17 protein-coding genes are annotated in these 17,457 nt (G+C 62.8%); 3 read left to right on the forward strand and 14 right to left on the reverse strand.

Annotated features, from left to right (window positions below; translation table 11 throughout):
* Positions 1–55 precede the first annotated feature (55 nt).
* Both ppnN and G1E_RS25985 read right to left on the reverse strand, forming a co-directional pair.
* Positions 56–1,429 (reverse strand): nucleotide 5'-monophosphate nucleosidase PpnN, encoded by a 1,374-nt coding sequence (ppnN, locus tag G1E_RS25980; protein WP_009683717.1) that lies wholly within the window; start codon positions 1,427–1,429, stop codon positions 56–58.
* A gap of 127 nt (positions 1,430–1,556) precedes the next feature.
* A complete protein-coding gene (locus G1E_RS25985; protein ID WP_009683718.1) occupies positions 1,557–2,618 on the reverse strand; it encodes a YeiH family protein in 1,062 nt (353 codons plus the stop codon).
* A 110-nt stretch (positions 2,619–2,728) separates the two neighbouring features.
* On the opposite strand from G1E_RS25985, the gene G1E_RS25990 reads away from it, so the two are divergent.
* Positions 2,729–3,616, forward strand: coding sequence for a LysR family transcriptional regulator (locus G1E_RS25990; RefSeq protein WP_009683719.1), 888 nt, complete (start codon positions 2,729–2,731; stop codon positions 3,614–3,616).
* 55 nt (positions 3,617–3,671) lie between these two features.
* On the opposite strand, the gene pncB is transcribed toward G1E_RS25990, so the two are convergent.
* Positions 3,672–4,802, reverse strand: a complete 1,131-nt coding sequence (gene pncB / locus G1E_RS25995) for a nicotinate phosphoribosyltransferase (RefSeq protein WP_371259962.1) — start codon at positions 4,800–4,802, stop codon at positions 3,672–3,674.
* Between the two features lie 66 nt (positions 4,803–4,868).
* A complete protein-coding gene (locus tag G1E_RS26000; RefSeq protein ID WP_009683721.1) occupies positions 4,869–5,519 on the reverse strand; it encodes an isochorismatase family protein in 651 nt (216 codons plus the stop codon).
* A 140-nt stretch (positions 5,520–5,659) separates the two neighbouring features.
* Between G1E_RS26000 and G1E_RS26005 the strand changes: the two genes are divergently transcribed.
* Positions 5,660–6,364, forward strand: coding sequence for an NUDIX domain-containing protein (locus G1E_RS26005; RefSeq protein WP_047150249.1), 705 nt, complete (start codon positions 5,660–5,662; stop codon positions 6,362–6,364).
* Positions 6,365–6,502: 138 nt separating this feature from the next.
* On the opposite strand, the gene G1E_RS26010 is transcribed toward G1E_RS26005, so the two are convergent.
* The 10 genes from G1E_RS26010 to G1E_RS26055 all read right to left on the reverse strand — a co-directional run bounded on the left by G1E_RS26010 (position 6,503) and on the right by G1E_RS26055 (position 15,540).
* Positions 6,503–7,915 carry a cytosine permease gene (locus G1E_RS26010; protein WP_047150250.1) on the reverse strand — a complete coding sequence of 471 codons (1,413 nt, stop codon included), beginning with the start codon at positions 7,913–7,915 and terminating at the stop codon, positions 6,503–6,505.
* 297 nt (positions 7,916–8,212) lie between these two features.
* Positions 8,213–8,776: an NUDIX hydrolase gene (locus tag G1E_RS26015; RefSeq protein ID WP_047150251.1), complete on the reverse strand. Its 564-nt coding sequence runs from the start codon at positions 8,774–8,776 to the stop codon at positions 8,213–8,215.
* Between the two features lie 22 nt (positions 8,777–8,798).
* Positions 8,799–9,545 (reverse strand): GntR family transcriptional regulator, encoded by a 747-nt coding sequence (locus tag G1E_RS26020; protein WP_009683726.1) that lies wholly within the window; start codon positions 9,543–9,545, stop codon positions 8,799–8,801.
* Positions 9,546–9,635: 90 nt separating this feature from the next.
* Entirely contained in the window at positions 9,636–10,025 is a 390-nt protein-coding gene (locus G1E_RS26025; RefSeq protein ID WP_009683727.1) for a carboxymuconolactone decarboxylase family protein, read from the reverse strand.
* 151 nt (positions 10,026–10,176) lie between these two features.
* Complete coding sequence (locus G1E_RS26030; RefSeq protein ID WP_047150252.1) at positions 10,177–10,662, reverse strand: flavin reductase family protein; 486 nt, start codon at positions 10,660–10,662, stop codon at positions 10,177–10,179.
* 13 nt (positions 10,663–10,675) lie between these two features.
* Positions 10,676–12,157 carry an aldehyde dehydrogenase gene (locus G1E_RS26035; RefSeq protein WP_047150253.1) on the reverse strand — a complete coding sequence of 494 codons (1,482 nt, stop codon included), beginning with the start codon at positions 12,155–12,157 and terminating at the stop codon, positions 10,676–10,678.
* Positions 12,154–12,987, reverse strand: coding sequence for an alpha/beta fold hydrolase (locus G1E_RS26040; RefSeq protein WP_009683731.1), 834 nt, complete (start codon positions 12,985–12,987; stop codon positions 12,154–12,156). Before G1E_RS26040 ends, G1E_RS26035 begins: the two co-directional genes overlap by 4 nt.
* 68 nt (positions 12,988–13,055) lie before the next feature.
* Entirely contained in the window at positions 13,056–13,652 is a 597-nt protein-coding gene (locus tag G1E_RS26045) for an amino acid synthesis family protein (protein ID WP_029613156.1), read from the reverse strand.
* 286 nt (positions 13,653–13,938) lie between these two features.
* Complete coding sequence (locus G1E_RS26050) at positions 13,939–14,979, reverse strand: LLM class flavin-dependent oxidoreductase (protein WP_009683733.1); 1,041 nt, start codon at positions 14,977–14,979, stop codon at positions 13,939–13,941.
* 75 nt (positions 14,980–15,054) lie between these two features.
* Positions 15,055–15,540 (reverse strand): flavin reductase family protein, encoded by a 486-nt coding sequence (locus G1E_RS26055; protein WP_009683734.1) that lies wholly within the window; start codon positions 15,538–15,540, stop codon positions 15,055–15,057.
* Positions 15,541–15,856: 316 nt separating this feature from the next.
* On the opposite strand from G1E_RS26055, the gene G1E_RS26060 reads away from it, so the two are divergent.
* The gene (locus tag G1E_RS26060; protein ID WP_009683735.1) at positions 15,857–17,263 is read left to right on the forward strand and encodes a cytosine permease; all 1,407 of its coding nucleotides are present in this window, start codon (positions 15,857–15,859) and stop codon (positions 17,261–17,263) included.
* The last annotated feature ends 194 nt before the right edge of the window (positions 17,264–17,457 follow it).

A 17,457-nucleotide genomic window follows, 5' to 3' on the forward strand; every position in this document is an offset into this window, starting at 1 on the left:
GGGCCGCAACGCGGCCCCAAGTTGCATGACTGACGCGCATTAGCGCAAGGCGCTGTCAGGTCACGACCTGATAGCACGGTACATACGCCGCCCCGCCGGGCAACTTCATCCGGTGCTGGTCGACGAACGCCTGCAGCAACCGCCCCAGCGGATCGAGCACAGCACTGTCGCCACGAATCTGATAAGGGCCGTGCTCCTCGATCAGGCGGATACCCTTGTCCTTGACGTTGCCGGCCACGATGCCGGAAAACGCCCGGCGCAGGTTGGCCGCCAGTTCGTGCGGTGGCAGATCGCGGCGCAGGTCCAGTTCTGCCATGGCCTGATGCGTAGGGTCGAAGGGGCGCTGGAAGCTCTCCTCAATCTTCAGCAACCAGTTGAAGTGGAAGGCGTCGTTGCGCTCGCGGCGGAACTGCTTAACCGCCTTGAGCCCGTCGACCATGTGCCGGGCAACTTCTGCCGGGTCGTCGATGATGATCTCGTACAAGCGGTGTGCCGCCTCGCCCAGCGTGGCACCGACAAAGGCATGCAACTGCTGCAGGTAGGGTTCGGCACTGCGTGGGCCGGTGAGCACCACCGGGAACGGCAGGTCGTGGTTGTCCGGGTGCATGAGGATACCCAGCAGGTAGAGGAATTCCTCTGCCGTACCGGCGCCACCGGGGAAGATGATGATGCCGTGGCCGACACGCACGAAGGCTTCCAGACGCTTCTCGATGTCCGGCAGGATCACCAGTTCGTTGACAATCGGGTTGGGCGCCTCGGCAGCGATGATGCCCGGCTCTGTCAGGCCCAGGTAGCGGCTGCCATGCATGCGCTGCTTGGCATGGGCAATGGTCGCGCCCTTCATCGGGCCCTTCATCACGCCCGGGCCGCAACCGGTGCACACGTCCAGCTTGCGCAGCCCCAGTTCGTGCCCGACCTTCTTGGTGTACTGGTATTCCTCGCTGCTGATCGAGTGGCCGCCCCAACACACCACCATCTTCGGCTCCACACCCGGGCGCAGGGTGCGGGCGTTGCGCAGCAGGTGGAACACGTAATCAGTGATGCCCTGGGAGCTTTCCAGATCGATGCGCTGGCTGGCCAGTTCGCTTTCGGTGTAGACAATGTCGCGCAGGGCGCTGAACAGCATTTCGCGGGTGCTGGCGATCATCTCGCCATCGACAAAGGCGTCGGCCGGGGCATTCTGCAGCTCCAGGCGCACGCCACGGTCCTGTTGGTGGATACGCACCTCGAAGTCCCGGTAAGCCTCGAGGATGGTCTTGGCGTTGTCGACATGGGCGCCGGTGTTGAGGATGGCCAGGGCGCACTGGCGGAACAAGGTGTAAAGGCTACCGGTACCGACTTCACTCAGTTGCTGCACTTCACGTTGTGACAGCGTCTCCAGGCTGCCTTTGGGGCTGACGGATGCATTGATGACATGGCGTTGAGGCATCTAAGTCTTTCCTGTGCGGGTAAAACATCCTTCTTGGACAACACCATACCGAGAAATGTGGGCGGCCACGAGGGGGGCGGTGAAAAACCTTTGCAGGGCTGCGCCTGCTTCGCCGCCGGGTTGCCGATCAGCTCAACAACTTCTGCACCCCGAGGGTGATTGCCAGGCCGCCGCCAACCAGCCACAGGTTGAGCAGCGCCCCGGTCGCCAGCGCCCGTGGCCCGGCCTGACGAATCTGGCTCAAGCGCGTCTCCATGCCCAGCGCGGTCATCGCCATGGTCAGGGCGAAGGTGTCCAGGCCGTTGAGCGCCTGGGTCACGCTGCCGGGCAGCACCTGCAGCGAGTTCACCAGCACCAGGGCGAGGAAGCCGAAGGCGAACCAGGGCATGGCGATGCGGCCGTTGCCTTTGCCCTGGCCAGCCTGGCGCGAACGGCTGATCCACAGGCCGACCACCAGCAGCACGGGTACCAGCAGCATGACCCGGGTCATCTTGACGATGGTCGCGATGTGGGTGACTTCCGGGCTGACGTTGCTGGCGGCGCCGACCACCTGGGCCACTTCGTGGATGGTGCCGCCCAGCAGCAGGCCGGCACCCAAGGTGTCCAGGTGCAGCCAGCCAGCGTTGATCGCCAAGGGGTAGACGAACATCAACAAGGTGCCGAACAGCACCACACTGCCCACCGCCATGGCGCTCTTGTGCGGGGCGCTGCGCAGCGCCGATTCAAATGCCAGCACGGCGGCTGCCCCGCAGATGGCGCTACCGGCGGCCGTCAGCAGCGCGGTGTCGCGGTCAAGCTTGAAGACTTTCATGCCGCACCACAGGCCGATCAGCAATGTGCTGCCAACCACCAGCAGCGAGACGATTAGCCCCGACCAGCCTACCTCGGCAATTTCCTGCAGGCTCACCCGCAGGCCGAAGAACGCCACGGCAATGCGTAACAAGCCGCGAGCGGAAAAATTGATACCTGCGGCCCAGCTTGCCGGCACGCCGTCACGCAGCGCGTTGCCATACAGCGCACCGGCGACGATGCCGACAATCAGCGGGCTGATGCCAAACCTGGCGATGGCGGGTATGGCCGCCAGTTGCGTGACAGCCAGCGCGAACAGCGCGACGAACAGGATGCCATTGAGCCGCCCTTTGGTAGAAAGGGTAGGGGTGTAGGCAGGATGGGACGGTACCGTGGCCATGTGAGTCCTCCGGGCAATGATTCGACGAGGCCTACATTAATCCGGTTATAAGCTTATAAAAAATCGTAATTTGGGATGGCAAATATCCGCTTTACTGATATTTTGAGTTCATGACCCCAGAACAGCTGATAACATTCGCCACCGTTGCCGAGCATGGCAACATCAGCCATGCGGCCCAGGCCCTGCACCTGTCGCAGCCTGCGGTTTCCGGGCAGCTCAAGCTGCTGCAGGAGGCGTTCGGCGAACCCCTCTACCAACGGGCCGGTCGTGGCGTGCGCCTGACAGCGGCTGGCGAGCAACTGCTCGCACACGCCGAGCGCCTGCGCGATACCTTCCGCCAGGCCCAAGCCCTGCGCGAGGCCATGCGCGGGTTGGAGCGCGGCACCTTGCGCATTGGCGCCAGCACTACGCCCGCCAGTTACCTGTTGCCTTACCTGATTGCCGATTTTCATCGGCAGTACCCGGACGTGCTGGTGACGACCTCGCATGGCAACACGGCGGAGATCGTGGCAGCACTGGACAGCGTTGATATCGCCCTGATCGAGGGGCCGCCCGGCCATGAGTTGCCCCTGGGCACGCACACCACGCCGTGGCACGAGGACGAAATCGTGGCGATCGTGCCGCGCGGGCACCCCCTGGCAGGCACGCACAAGCAGCCATTGGCGGCGCTGGGGGCCTATCCGTTGGTGTTGCGTGAAAGCGGCTCGGGGGTGCGGCAGGTCGTTGAGCGGGCATTCGCCCGTGATGGCGTAGCCATGCGTGTGGCGCTGGAAATCGCCGGTGTGGAGGGGGTCAAGGAAGCGGTGCGTGCCGGCATGGGCATCGGCTTTGTTTCAGCCATGTCCATACGCCACGAGGACGGTGCTTTGCAACGCTTGCAGGTGCATCCCCAGGCATTGCTGCGGCGTTTTTCCATACTCATGCCGCACGCCGCCACGCCCTCGCGGGCGGCCGCACGGTTTCTGGCGTTGTGCATGGCCATGCCACAGGTGGCGTGACGGTGCCGGCCTGGTGGGCACAAATTCACCCGCGATGAAGCCGGCACAGCGGCCATCAATTCACCTTGAAAACGTGCTTCATATAGGCCACGAAATTCTCGTCCCGGCACTGGGTTTTTCCAGGGCTGTCGGAAATTTTCGCCACCGGTGCCCCATTGCACGCGGTCATCTTGATCACCATGTTCATCGGCGCTACCCCCGGGATATCGCACGTCAGTTGGGTACCAATGCCGAAGCTCACATTGATCCGCTCATGCAACGCCCGGTACAGCCCCAGCGCCTTGGTAAAATCCAGCCCATCGGAGAAAATCAGGGTCTTGCTCTTTGGGTCGATCCCCAGCCGCTCATAGTGGGCAATGGCTTTTTCCGCCCACGCCAGTGGATCGCCAGAGTCGTGCCGCAAGCCATCGAACAGCTTGGCGAAATACAGATCGAAATCGCCGAGGAAGGCATCCATGGTGATGCAGTCGGTCAACGCTATGCCGAGCAGCCCTCGGTACTCCCTGACCCAGCATTCCAGTGCGGCGGCCTGGCTGTCGACCAGGCGCGGGCCCAACTGCTGGTGTGCCATGAACCATTCGTGGGCCATGGTGCCCAGCGGCTTGAGCTCGAACTCACGCGCCAGGTGCACGTTGCTGGTGCCAACGAAGCGCCCCGGGAAATCATGCTTGAGGATGTGCACCACTTCTTCCTGCACCCGGTAGGAGAAGCGCCGACGCGTGCCGAAGTCCGCCAACTGGAAACCGGCCAGCTCTTGTGCACTGGCCTCGGCTTTCAGCCAGTCGAGCTTCTGGTACAAGCGCTCGCCGACCTGTTCGATCACCACGTCACGGTAGCGGTAACGGTTGCGCACCTCGCTGATGATCGCCAGCAGCGGGATCTCGTAGAGAATCACGTGCAACCAGGGCCCGCGGACGCGCACTGCCAGTTGCCCGGCGGCGTCCAGGCCCACCTGTACATAGCGCAGGTTGAAACGGAACAGGCTTAGAAAGCGAATGAAATCCGGTTTGAGGAAGGGGATTTTCTCCAGATAGGCCAACTGGTCGTGGGTCACCGTGACCTCGGCCAGCTGTTCTACCTGGTAGCGGATTTCAGCCAGGTAGGGAGACAAGTCTTCGTCGTTGCGGCAACGAAACTCCCACTCCACTTCGGCGTTGGGGTAGTTGTGCAGCACTGCCTGCATCATGGTGATCTTGTAGAAGTCGGTGTCCAGCAGGTTCTGGATGATGCGTGGGCCGAAAAACACTTTCGCTCATGGGCGTTGTTCCTTGATCAGGGCAAGCTGGTGGTCGAGCGCGGCTTCGTCGCCGCAGAGGATGACCCCCTCGGCGGCCAAGGCGCCGCACGCCTCGATAGCGCCTGCCTGAGTCAGCGCACGGCAGGCCGGCAGGTACAGCAGCACCTCGAAGCCGGCCTGGCGCAGTTGCCGGGCGGTGGTCTTGACGCAGTAGTCCAGGGCCAGGCCGCCGACGATCACCGCGCCGACCTGCTGCACCTTGAGGTATTCGATGACCCCCGTGGAACGGCGTTCGGCGAGGTCGTGATAGCAGGCGCCGTAGGGGTGCAGGTCGGGCTCGACACCCTTCCACACGAAGTAGTCGTAATCGATGGGCGCCGGCAGGCCAGGCAGCAGCTCGAACCCAGGGGTGCCGGGAACGCAGTGGCTGACCCAGGTCAGGTCGGCGTTGGCCATTTGCAGGGGCTGCAGCATGTGCGCCGGGTCGGCGACAACCCAGGCGGCATTGGCCGGGTGGGCGTCTTTGCTGCCCAGGCGCAGGTCGGCGCGCAGGGCCATGGTGTTGAGGTCAACCGCAATTTCATGGCCTTCGGGAACCGGGAGTTCCTGCGGCGCGTTGCCGGTGAAGCCGTTCTGCGCATCGACATCGAAACTGGCGATTTTCATGGCGGTTCTCCTTGCTGGACTCTCCACATAATCTACCTGGTGATCTAAGTCTGTCAAGCATATATATCCCTATGGATTTGCTGGTTGATTTACTTAGTGTCTCTGGTGGATTATTAGGCCAGTGAACGAGGAGCAACCCGGTGAGTACAGTTGAAGTCCTGGCCAGTGTCGATATCGTGACCCTGCGCCTGGCCCCCGATGCGCAGCATCTGCAAGTGTTGTTGCACCGCCGTGAGCGCGAGCCGCACGCCGGCCAGTGGGCGTTGCCGGGGGTGATCGTCAATGGTCGAACCCCTGACATCAGCCTGGAGGCCGCGGCCGAGCGCGCGTTACGCGAAAAAACCCGGCTGGTGCCGTGCTACATGGAGCAGGTGGGTACCGAGGGCAATGCGTTTCGCGATCCGCGGGGCTGGTCGCTGAGCACCTATTACCTCGCCTTGATCGGCCCTGGGCAGGCAGCCTTGGGTGAGCAGTTGGCGTTTTTTGACCTGGACAGTGTGTTGGCGCGCAAGGTGCTCTTGCCTTTCGACCACACGTTGCTGGTGGAGCGGGCCCGCGAGCGGCTGGCGGCAAAGACCGTGTACAGCAGCCTGCCGCTGTACCTGCTGGCGGAGAAATTCACCGTGCTCGATGCCCTGGGGGCGGTTCAGGCATGCCTGGGGCAGACGGTGAACAGCACCTCGCTGCGTAAACGCCTGGAGCGCTTGCGTGAGCTGGGGTGGGTGAAGGACACCGGGGAGAAGAACCAGCCCAGGCTGGGCCGGCCGCAGCAGTTGTATCAGCACACGCCGCTGGGTGGGCGGGTGTTCATGTTTGATCGCAGCTTGTTGCCGGAGGGAGGTTAGAGTTCGGCTTGAGGGGCAGGGGGCGCTGCGACCGAGCGCCCCACCTGCGGTGCTCGGTCATGTATGGGTCAGCTTCCGGCATCGGAGCTCCCAGCGATGGTGCACAACCATCTGCTGGGATTTGCCGGCGCAGCAAACTCAGTGCCCCATGGCCAACTTGGCACTCAGCTGCCGGCGCCGGTAAGCACTGTCACGGCTGGCCAGCCACCAGTACAGCGGCGAAGTCACCGCCAGCCCTACCAGCCACGACAGGTCGGCGCCGTTGATGTGCTCGGAAATCGGCCCCACGTACAGCGGCGTGTTCATGAATGGGATCTGCACCACGATACCCACCGCATAAGCGAGCAGTGCCTGCGGGTTGTAACGGCCATAGATACCGCCATCGACCTGGAAGATCGACTGGATGTCGTAGTCGCCCTTGTGGATGGCATAGAAGTCGATGAGGTTGATCGCCGTCCACGGCACCAGCACCACCAGCAACACCAGCACCATGTCGACGAAGTGGCCAATGAAGTCCGCCGAAGCGAACACGGCGACCACGCAGCACGCCGACAGCACGATCAGCGACAGTACCGCGCGGCTCTTGGCAGTCGGGATCCAGCGGTAGGCGAAGGTTTGCACCAGGGTGATGATCGACAGCACCGCGCCATACAGGTTGAGGGCGTTGTGGCTGATGACACTGAGCAGGAACAGCACCAGCATGACGGGGCCGAGGGTCCCGGTGGCCAGTTTGACCGCATCCATGGTGTCCATGCCGGCCGGAATGGCCAGGACCGCCACGGCGCCGAAGATGAACGACAGGCTCGAACCCAGGGCCGAGCCCAGGTAGGTGGTCCAGAAGGTCGAGCTGACTTTCACGTCTGCCGGCAGGTAGCGTGAGTAGTCCGACACGTAGGGCGCAAAGGCGATTTGCCACAGCGCCGCCAGCGACACGGTGGCCAGCCAGCCGGCCAGGTTGAAGCTGCCGCGGCTGAGGAAGTCGTCGCTCTGCACATGGGTGAAGATATAGCCGAAGCCGACCACGATGCCGATACCCAGCACCCAGGTGCCGATGCGGTTGAGGACGTGGATGAAGCGGTAGCCGATGATGCCGATGATGCCCGAACCCAGCGCGCCGATGACGATGCCGACCGGCACCGGTACTGCGTCGACCACACCGTGCAAAGACTTGCCGGCGAGCACGATGTTGGAGGCGAAGAAGCCGATGTACATGACCCCGGCAATCACTACCACCAGCAGCGCGCCCAAGGTACCGAACTGGGCACGGCTCTGGATCATCTGCGGGATGCCCATTTGCGGGCCCTGGGCCGAGTGCAGGGCCATCAGCACGCCACCGAGCAGGTGGCCCACCAGGATGGCGACGATGCCCCATACCAGGTTCAGGTGAAACAGCTGCACGCCCAACGCGCCGGTGACGATGGGCAACGGCGCAATGTTGCCGCCGAACCACAGCGTGAACAGATCCCTTACCTTTCCATGGCGGTCTTGCGGTGGCACATAGCCGATCGTGTGTTTTTCTATGAGGGGTGCCGAATTGGCTGCACTGGTCATGACTGACTCCAAGGCAAGGTAGGGCATTGGCAACTGCCCGGGTGCGTGCCGGCGATGGGCGACGCGTTCTTGTTGGAGCGATGATGCGGGCCGCTGGGGGAACGGGAAATTAGTAAATATGTACCTATAAGCCTTAAAAAATCTAAGGCTGACAAAAGCTTAAGCGGCTGACGGTAGCAAGGAGGGTGCCAGTTGGCTGAAGGGCTTGGTGTAGAGGGGTTGCGCGTTGTGTGGGCGGTGATGGGTGAGCTTTGCTGGTGCGACCCGGGCATTTTTGGAGCACAGGGCCAGCACCGGCTAACGCATGAAGTGCACCTTGCCGGTATCGTCATTACCCATGTACATGCCATACACCCCAGCCTGCCGCTCCAGGATGTAACGTTCGAGAATCTGCCGGATCGCCGGGTAGTAGATCTGATCCCAAGGGATCTCATCCGGTGCGAAGAACTTGTACGCCAACGTTTCCGGCCCGTATTGCCCGGTTTCTTCGGTCACGATGGCGCGGAAGATGATGTAGACCTCGCTGATTTTCGGCACGCTGAAAATCGAGTACGGCGAAATGATGTCGGCCCGCACGCCGCTTTCTTCCCACACTTCGCGCAGCGCCGCCTGCTCGGTGGTCTCGCCAGCCTCCATGAAGCCCGCCGGCAAGGTCCAGGTGCCGGGGCGGGGCGGGATGGCACGCTGGCACAGCAGGTACTTGCCGTCACGCTCGATGATGCAGCCGGCGATGATCTTCGGGTTGATGTAGTGGATGTAGCCGCAGCCGCCACAATGCAGGCGTTCGTGGGTGTCACCTGCAGGAACGCCCCGGGCCAGTTCCTTGGTGCAGTGCGGGCAGTAGCGCGGGGCGTTGGGCATGATCAGCGGCCTGTGGGTGGCGTTAAATACGTGGATCCTTCAGCGCCAGGGGCTCGACGATGTCGCGCACCTTGACGTGGTCTTCCTGCTTCTGGCGCAGGTAATCCAGGGCTACCTTGGCAGCCGCACGCACATGGTCGACCGAGGCCTGGTGGGCAACCAGCGGGTCGCCACCCTTGATCGCCTCGACCATCTTTTCCATCTCGCGGTTGCTGGCGCCGCGGCGGTTTTCCTGCGACACCGAGGTGGCGCGCAGGTAGCTGATGCGTGCCTGCAACTGGCGCAACTGCTGCGCCGCCACCTGGTTGCCGGAGCCTTCCAGCAGCACGTCGTAGAAGCCTTGAACCGAGTCCAGCACCTGCTGCAACTCGCCTTCTTCCAAGGCTTCGCGGTTGACCTCCAGCGCGCGTTCCAGGGCACGGATGTCCTTGGCCTTGGCGTTGAGGGTGAACAACTGCACGATCAGGCCTTCGAGTACGCAACGCAGCTCGTAGATGTCGCGGGCGTCTTCCAGGGTGATGATGGCCACCCGTGGGCCCTTGGCGTCGGCGAATTCCACCAGACCTTCGGATTCCAGGTGACGCAGCGCTTCGCGTACCGAGGTACGGCTGACCCCAAGGCGGTCGCAGAGGTCGCGTTCGACCAGGCGGTCGCCAGGCAGCAGGTGGAAGTTCATGATCGCCGCGCGCAGCTTGTCTAGCACGATTTCGCGCAGGGTAACGGGGTTGCGGTTGACCTTGAAGCTGTCGTCGAGTGGCTGGCGTTTCATCAAGTGCGCTCTTAAAGAGGCTGCCCGGCCGCAACCGCAATAGCACCACGAACCTTGGGTGCTCCTTGCGTGGGTTCGAACAGCCCGGTGTTAACGGGTTGGCTCCGCATCGGCTTCAGCGAACGCTTCGCGGGCCAGGCGGAAGCTGTCCACCGCCGCGGGCACGCCGCAATAAATGCCGACCTGGAGCAGGATCTCGCGAATCTGTTCACGGCTCAGGCCATTACGCAATGCGCCGCGAATGTGCAGCTTGAGCTCGTGGGGCCGGTTGAGCGCGGAAATCATGGCCAAGTTTATCATGCTGCGCTCTTTGAGCGAGAGGCCTTCACGGCCCCAGACGTGGCCCCAGCAGTATTCGGTGACCAGTTCCTGCAACGGCTTGGTGAAGTCGTCGGCGTTCTGAATCGAGCGGTTGACGTAGTCTTCGCCCAGTACCTGGGTGCGGATTTGCAGGCCTTTCTCGTACTTGTCATTGCTCATGCGCAGTGCTCCGGAATGAAACAGGGACATCGGCGGTGGCTTCTTCGCGGGCTTGCCCGCTCCCACAGGTCATGCGCAGGTCTCGGGAACTGCGCCGTCCCTGTGGGAGCGGGCAAGCCCGCGAAGAAGCCAACGCCGGCTCAAAGGTCTATCAGCCCAAAGGCGGCAGGGCGCCCAGCTTGCCCTTGTGGTACACCATCGGCGTTACCGGCTGCTCGGGCAGCACCAGGTTCTTCACCGCACCCACGATGATCGCATGGTCCCCGCCGTCATACTCGCGCCACAGTTCGCACTCGATGATCGCCGTGGCCTTCGCCAGCAGCGGGTTGCCCAGCTCGCTCAGGTGCCACTCGATGCCCTTGGCCTTGTCCTTGCCCTTGCCGGCAAACGCATAGGCCTCGGCGGTTTGCTCGGCCGACAGCAGGTGGATCGCGAACTGCTTGCTGTCGCGCAGGATCGGGTAGGTGTCAGAGGCGTAGTTGGGGCAGAACAGCACCAGCGCCGGGTCGATCGACAGGGCGCTGAAGGCACTGGCGGTGATGCCGACGATGCCACCGTCGGCGTCCAGGGTGGTGACAACCGTAACGCCGGACGGGAAGGAGCCCATCACGTCTTTGTAGATGCCAGGTTCGATCATCTCGTGCTACCTCTTAGCGCATCACAAACGGGTCGGGCATGGGCGCGGTGGACAGGTTGATCCACACGGTCTTCAGCTCGGTATAGGCCAGCACCGAATCGATGCCACTCTCACGGCCGTAGCCGCTGTTCTTGAAACCGCCGATCGGGGCCATGGCCGACACGGCGCGGTAGGTGTTGACCCAGATGATGCCCGAGCGCACGTCACGGGCCAGGCGGTGGGCGCGGCCCAGGTCGCGGGTCCAGATACCGGCCGCCAGGCCGAACTGCGAGTCGTTGGCGATTTCCAGCGCCTGCTCCTCGGTCTTGAAGCGGATGACCGCCGCGACCGGGCCGAACACTTCTTCCTGCATGATGGTCATCGAGTTGCTGTCGCACTCGAACAGGGTCGGTTCGTAGAACCAGCCTTCGCCTTCGACCTCGGCCCGCTTGCCACCCATGTGCAGCTTGGCGCCTTCAGCCTTGGCCGCGGCGACCAGGCCTTCGACCACGGCCAACTGCTGCGGGGTCGCCATCGGGCCCATTTCGCTGGCATCGTCCTGCGGGTTGCCGATGCGGATGCGCTTGGCGCGGGCAATCAGGCGCTCGACGAACTCGTCGAAAATCTCGTCCTGCACCAGCAGGCGCGATCCGGCGACGCAGCTTTGCCCTGAGGCGGCATAGATGCCGGCCACGGCGCCGTTGATGGCGCTGTCCAGGTCGGCATCGGCGAAGATGATGTTCGGCGATTTGCCGCCCAGCTCCAGCGACAGCTTGGCGAAGTTCTCGGCACTGCTGCGCACCACGTGGCGGGCAGTGGCTGCACCGCCGGTGAAGGCGATCTTGCGCACCAGCGGGTGGCGGGTCAGCGCCGCGCCGGTGCTTGGACCGTAACCGGTGACCACGTTGACGACACCCGGCGGGAAGCCGGCTTCCAGGGCCAGGCGGGCCAGCTCCAGGATGGTCGCCGAAGCGTGCTCGGACGGCTTGAGCACGATGGTGTTGCCGGCCGCCAGGGCCGGGGCCAGTTTGATCGCGGTAAGGTACAGCGGGCTGTTCCACGGGATGATGCCGGCGACCACGCCGATCGGCTCGTGCACGGTGTAGGCGAACAGGTCGGGCTTGTCCAGCGGCAGGGTGCCACCTTCGAGCTTGTCGGCCAGGCCGGCGGTGTAGTGGAAGAACTCGGGCAGGTAACCGACCTGGCCGCGGGTTTCGCGAATCAGCTTGCCGTTGTCACGGCTCTCCAGCTGCGCGAGGTGCTCTTTGTTCTCGGCAATCAGGTCACCCAGGCGACGCAGCAGCTTGCCGCGCGCGGTGGCCGTGATGCTGCGCCACTGCTTGCTGTCGAAGGCACGCTGGGCGGCCTGCACGGCCAGCTCCACATCGGCCTCGTCGGCATCGGGCAACTGTGCCCAGGCCTGGGCGGTGGCCGGGTTGAGGCTGTCGAAGGTCTTGCCGCTCTGGGCATCGCGCCATTGGCCGTCGATGCACATCTGGAAACGAACGAGGGTCATGCAACAATCCCCTTGGCGGATTCGGTAAGGGTGCGGGCTTGCGTGAGGAAGTCCAGCAGCATCTTGTTGACTTCACGCGGTGCTTCCACCGCCATCATATGCCGTTGCTCGGCCAGCACCACACTGTGCGCACCCGGGATGCGCGCCGCGAGCTGGCGGGTCATGGCCGGTGTGGAGCCCGAGTCGAGCTCGCCGGTGGCGATCAGTGTCGGCACCTGGATGCTGCCCAGGTCGCTGGCGCGGTACATGTCCTGGGTGGCGAACAGCGAATAAGTGGTGTGGTAGCCCTGCAGGTCATTGCTCGCCAGGACCTGGCGGATAGCGGCGACCTGGGCCGGGTTGGCGGCCTTGTATTCACGGCTGAACCAGCGCTCGAGGGCGGCGTCGACGTTGGCGTCGGGGCCCAGCTCTGCGGCCTGGGCGGCGCGGGCGATAACGCCGGCGCTCTGCTCGGGGCTGCGGTTGAATACGCTGTTGAGAACCACCAGTGCCGCCAGGCGCTGCGGGTAGTTGAGGGCAAAGGCCCGGGCAACCAGGCCGCCCATGGAAAAGCCGATTACCGTGGCCTGGGCGATTTGCAGGTGGTCAAGCAGTTCGGCGAGCTGGTCGGCATAGCCTTCCAGCGGGGTATCGGCAGCCGGCACGCGGCTTTGCCCGTGGCCGAGCATGTCATAGGCGATGACGCGGTAGTCGTTGGCCAGGCCAACGAACTGACCGCCCCACATTTCCTTGTTCAGGCCCACGCCGTGGATCAGTACCACGGGTTGGCCTTGGCCGACGGACAGGTAGCTGGTGCCGGCAGGTGTGCGTTCAGCGACAGGCTGAATCATGGAGGGCGCTCCTTGAAGGTCGGGCGCGGCGGGTAAGCACGCCACGCCCCGGCCCGTCTTGGTTGTTGTTATTGAGCGCTGGCTTTTTCGGCAGCCAGTTCTTCCAGGTCGATGTAGCGGTTGCCGATGCGCGGGTGCAGGCGGCCGCCGTCGGCAGCGCCCAGCACCACGACGATTTCATCGGCACGCGGTGCGTCTTCGATCTGCATCTCCAGGGTGATGTAGTGCGAGCGCAGGCCCTCGTCGTCTTTCTGCATCATCGGGATCTGGATCGAGGTGCCTGGGCCACCACGCTTGTTGGTGAAGCTCAGGTAGCTCTTGGCCTGTACCGCTTCGCGGTAGTGGTTGCCAAAGCGCAGGGTGTGGATCACCGCCGAAGCGTGCTCGATTTCGCCATCGGCACCCACCACGGCGGCCTTGCCGTAGGCCTCGATCTTGTCGGCCCCACCAATGGCGGCAGTCAGGCGCTCGACCATCAGCGCGCCCAGCTCCGAGCAGTTGGCGCGGATTTCCGGCTTCAGATCTTCAACGAAACCGCGACCGGCCCATGGGTTCTTGATCACCACGGCCAGGCCGACCATGGTCACCGGCTTGTCGGTGGCCTTGCCGCCTTCGATGCGGGTCTCTTCGGAGTAGGTGACGATCTTGCGGATTTCGAAACTCATGGGTGGCTCCTGGTGAGGGTTATCAGCTCTTGTTGTCTGATGGTATACCATAATATTTGTTGTGCAAGAGGGGGGTGGAAATTTCTCTTGCGGGGGGACGGGAGGCTGCAAGTCGTAAGCTGCAAGTCGAAAGTCGAAAGTCGAAAGTCGAAAGCAGATCTGCTTTTGCTTTTGCTTTTGCTTGCAGCTTGCAGCTTGCAGCTTGCCGCTAAAAAAGCCCGCTCGCGCAAGCCGCATGGGCCTACGGGAGCGGGCTGTGTCCTGCAATGTTTCAGGCAATGGGAATTCAGGCGAACGCCGGTACCACTTCCTTGATGAACAGTTCGAGGGACTTCTTCTTCTCGGCGTGGGGCAGGCTGTTGTCGCACCAGAAGCTGAACTCGTCGACACCCAGCTCCTGGTAATAGCGGATGCGCGCGATGATCTCTTCCGGGGTGCCGATCATGGTGTTCTTGCGGATGTTCTCCAGCTGGAACGCCGGCACTTCGGCAAACTTGGACTCCGGGCTTGGCTCCAGGAAGCCGTTGACCGGGGTGGTCTTGTTGCCGAACCAGGCATCGAAGGTGCGGTAGAAGCGTGAAATGGCCTGGGCCCCGACCTTCCAGCCGTCCGGCTCGGCCGGGCTGTGCACGTGGGTGTGGCGCAGCACCATCAATTGCGGGCGCGGTACGTCGGGGTTGTTGTCCAGGGCGGCCTGGAACTTGTTCTTCAGGTCGAGTACTTCTTCGTCGCCCTTCATCAGCGGCGTGACCATGACGTTGCAGCCGTTGGCCACGGCAAAGTTGTGCGAGTCCGGGTCGCGGGCGGCGATCCACATGGGCGGCGTAGCGTTGAACGGCTTCGGTACGCTGGTGGAAGTGGGGAATTTGTAGACTTCGCCGTCATGGGCATAGTCACCTTCCCAGAGCTTGCGCACCACCGGCACCATCTCGCGCAGGGCCTTGCCGCCGTCGGTGGCCGGCATGCCACCGGCCATGCGGTCGAATTCGAACTGGTACGCGCCACGGGCCAGGCCCACTTCCATGCGGCCGTTGCTGATCACGTCGAGCAGGGCACATTCACCTGCCACGCGAATCGGGTTCCAGAACGGCGCGATGATGGTGCCGGCACCCAGGCGGATCTTTTCGGTGCGTGCCGCCAGGTACGCCAGCAATGGCATCGGGCTTGGCGAAATGGTGTATTCCATGGCGTGATGTTCGCCGATCCACACGGTGCTGAAACCGCCGTCTTCGGCCATCAGGGTCAGTTCGGTCAGGTCTTCGAACAACTGGCGGTGGCTGACCTGTTCATCCCAACGTTCCATGTGTACGAACAACGAAAATTTCATGGGGCTTTCCTCAACGCTTGAAAGGGGCTGGCGCCAGGCAGGGGGGGCGCCAGCTGTCTCGATTCACAATGGGCTTCAGGCCAAGGCCGGCAGGCTGGCCATCTTGCCGCGGCAGTACACCATCGGCCGCGGCGCCTGGGCTGGAACGATCAGGTTGTGCACCTTGCCGACCATGATGGCGTGGTCGCCACCTTCGTATTCGCGCCACAGCTCGCACTCGATGACCGCCGTGGCGCCGGCCAGGATCGGGTTGCCCAGCTCGCTGAGGGTCCACTCGATACCGTTGGCCTTGTCTTTGCCTTTCTTGGCGAACGCATAGGCGTGTGCCTGCTGCTCACCCGAGAGCAGGTGAATGGCGAAGCGCTTCTGCTTGATCAGTACCGGGTAGGAGTCGGAGCTGTAGTTGGGGCAGAACAGCACCAGCGGCGGCTCCATCGACAGGGAGGAAAATGCGCTGGCGGTCAGGCCGACGACCGAGCCGTCGTCGTCCAGGGTGGTGATGACGGTAACGCCGGACGGGAAGGAGCCCAGGACGTTCTTGTAGACGGTTGCGTCGATCATCGGGTTTACCTCTAAAAGGCTGCGGTGGTCCGCGGTTTTTATCGTTGATGTGTCTGATGGTATACCGTAATACCTATTTTGCAAGCAGAATTTTCAGCCGCACATTTTCACGATGAGCGGCGAAAAGCCACGGAATACGGGGCTTTGCTCGGTGTGGTGGTTTGTCGAAGGGGTTTTTCAAGCAGAACAGAGGCCGCTTTTTCGTGCGGATCAGTGTTGTCAAAAGTCTGGAATACCATAATATGGTCCGCAGCTGAGAGGCCGCCTAGATGCGGTTTCCTTACAACGATAAAAACGACCTTTCGAGCTGAAAACCATGTCCCAACCGTCGTCGCAACACCAGTTTGTCGAGAATCACACGGTCGATTATGTGCCACCTGCCGAGCGCCATGGGAAGGCGCGCGACCTGTTCACCCTCTGGTTCAGCACCAACATTGCGCCACTGCCGATCGTCACCGGTGCCATGGTGGTACAGGTGTTCCACCTGAACCTGTTGTGGGGGCTGGTGGCCATCGTGCTGGGCCATCTTGTCGGGGGCGTGGTCATCGCCTTGGCCTCTGCGCAGGGACCGCAGCTGGGCATTCCGCAGATGGTGCAGAGCCGTGGCCAGTTCGGCCGCTATGGCGCCTTGCTGATCGTGTTCTTCACGGCGTTGATCTATGTTGGCTTCTTCATTTCCAACATCGTGTTGGCCGGCAAGACCATCCACGGCATCAGCCCGAGCGTGCCGATGCCAGGGGCGATCGTGATCGGCGCCTTGAGCGCCACCGCCATCGGCGTGGTCGGCTACCGTTTCATCCACATCCTCAACCGTATCGGCACCTGGGTGATGGGCTCGGCACTGCTGGCCGGCTTCATCATGATGTTCATCCAGGACCTGCCTGCCGATTTCTTCAGCCGCGGCGCCTTCAACCTGTCGGGCTTCATCGCCACCGTCTCGCTGGGTGTGATCTGGCAGATCAGCTTCTCGCCGTATACCTCCGACTACTCACGCTACCTGCCGCGTGAAGTCGGCATTGCCAAGCCGTTCTGGGCGACTTATTTCGGCGCTACCCTGGGCACCATCTTGTGCTTCAGCTTTGGTGCGGTGGCGGTGCTGTGCGTGCCGCAAGGCACCGATGCGATGGACGCGGTGAAGCAGGCCACCGGCTGGCTGGGGCCGATCCTGATGGTGCTGTTCCTGCTCAACATCATCAGCCACAACGCCCTCAACCTGTATGGCGCGGTGTTGTCGATCGTGACTGCAATCCAGACCTTCGTTGCCCAGTGGACCCCCAGCGTGAAGGTTCGGGTGATCCTGGCCTCGGTCATACTGCTGGGCTGCGGTATGGTCGCGCTGAACGCCTCGGCAGATTTCATCGGCCAGTTCATCGGCCTGATCCTGGCGCTGCTGTTGGTGCTGGTGCCGTGGGCCTCGATCAACCTGATCGACTTCTACCTGATCAAGAAGGGCCAGTACGACATCGCCTCGATCTTCAGTGCCGACGGCGGCATCTATGGCCGCTTCAATCACCATGCAATCGTTGCCTATGCCTGCGGCATCCTGGTGCAGCTGCCGTTTGCCAATACCTCGCTGTATGTCGGGCCGTACTCCAACCTGGTCGAAGGCGCCGACTTGTCCTGGCTGTTCGGCTTGCTGGTGACGGTGCCGCTGTATTACTGCCTGGCCACGCGCAGCAAGGCTGGCGAGAAGGCGGGGCGGGTTTTGAGTGTGAACGACTGATAGTCACGTGTGGCTGCAACAGGGGCTGCTTCGCAGCCCATCGCAGGCAAGCCAGCTCCCACAGGGGTCGCGTCAGGGCTGATAGGTGTTTGTCACAAGATATGCAGTGCCAGGGAGATCGAGCGCCGCCCGCGCGGCGCAATCGCGAGCTGCGCTCGCTCCTACGTTTGTTTCGGGCCAGTAACGCCTGTGAC

The organism is Pseudomonas sp. TJI-51 (assembly GCF_000190455.2).
Lineage (GTDB): Bacteria > Pseudomonadota > Gammaproteobacteria > Pseudomonadales > Pseudomonadaceae > Aquipseudomonas > Aquipseudomonas juntendi.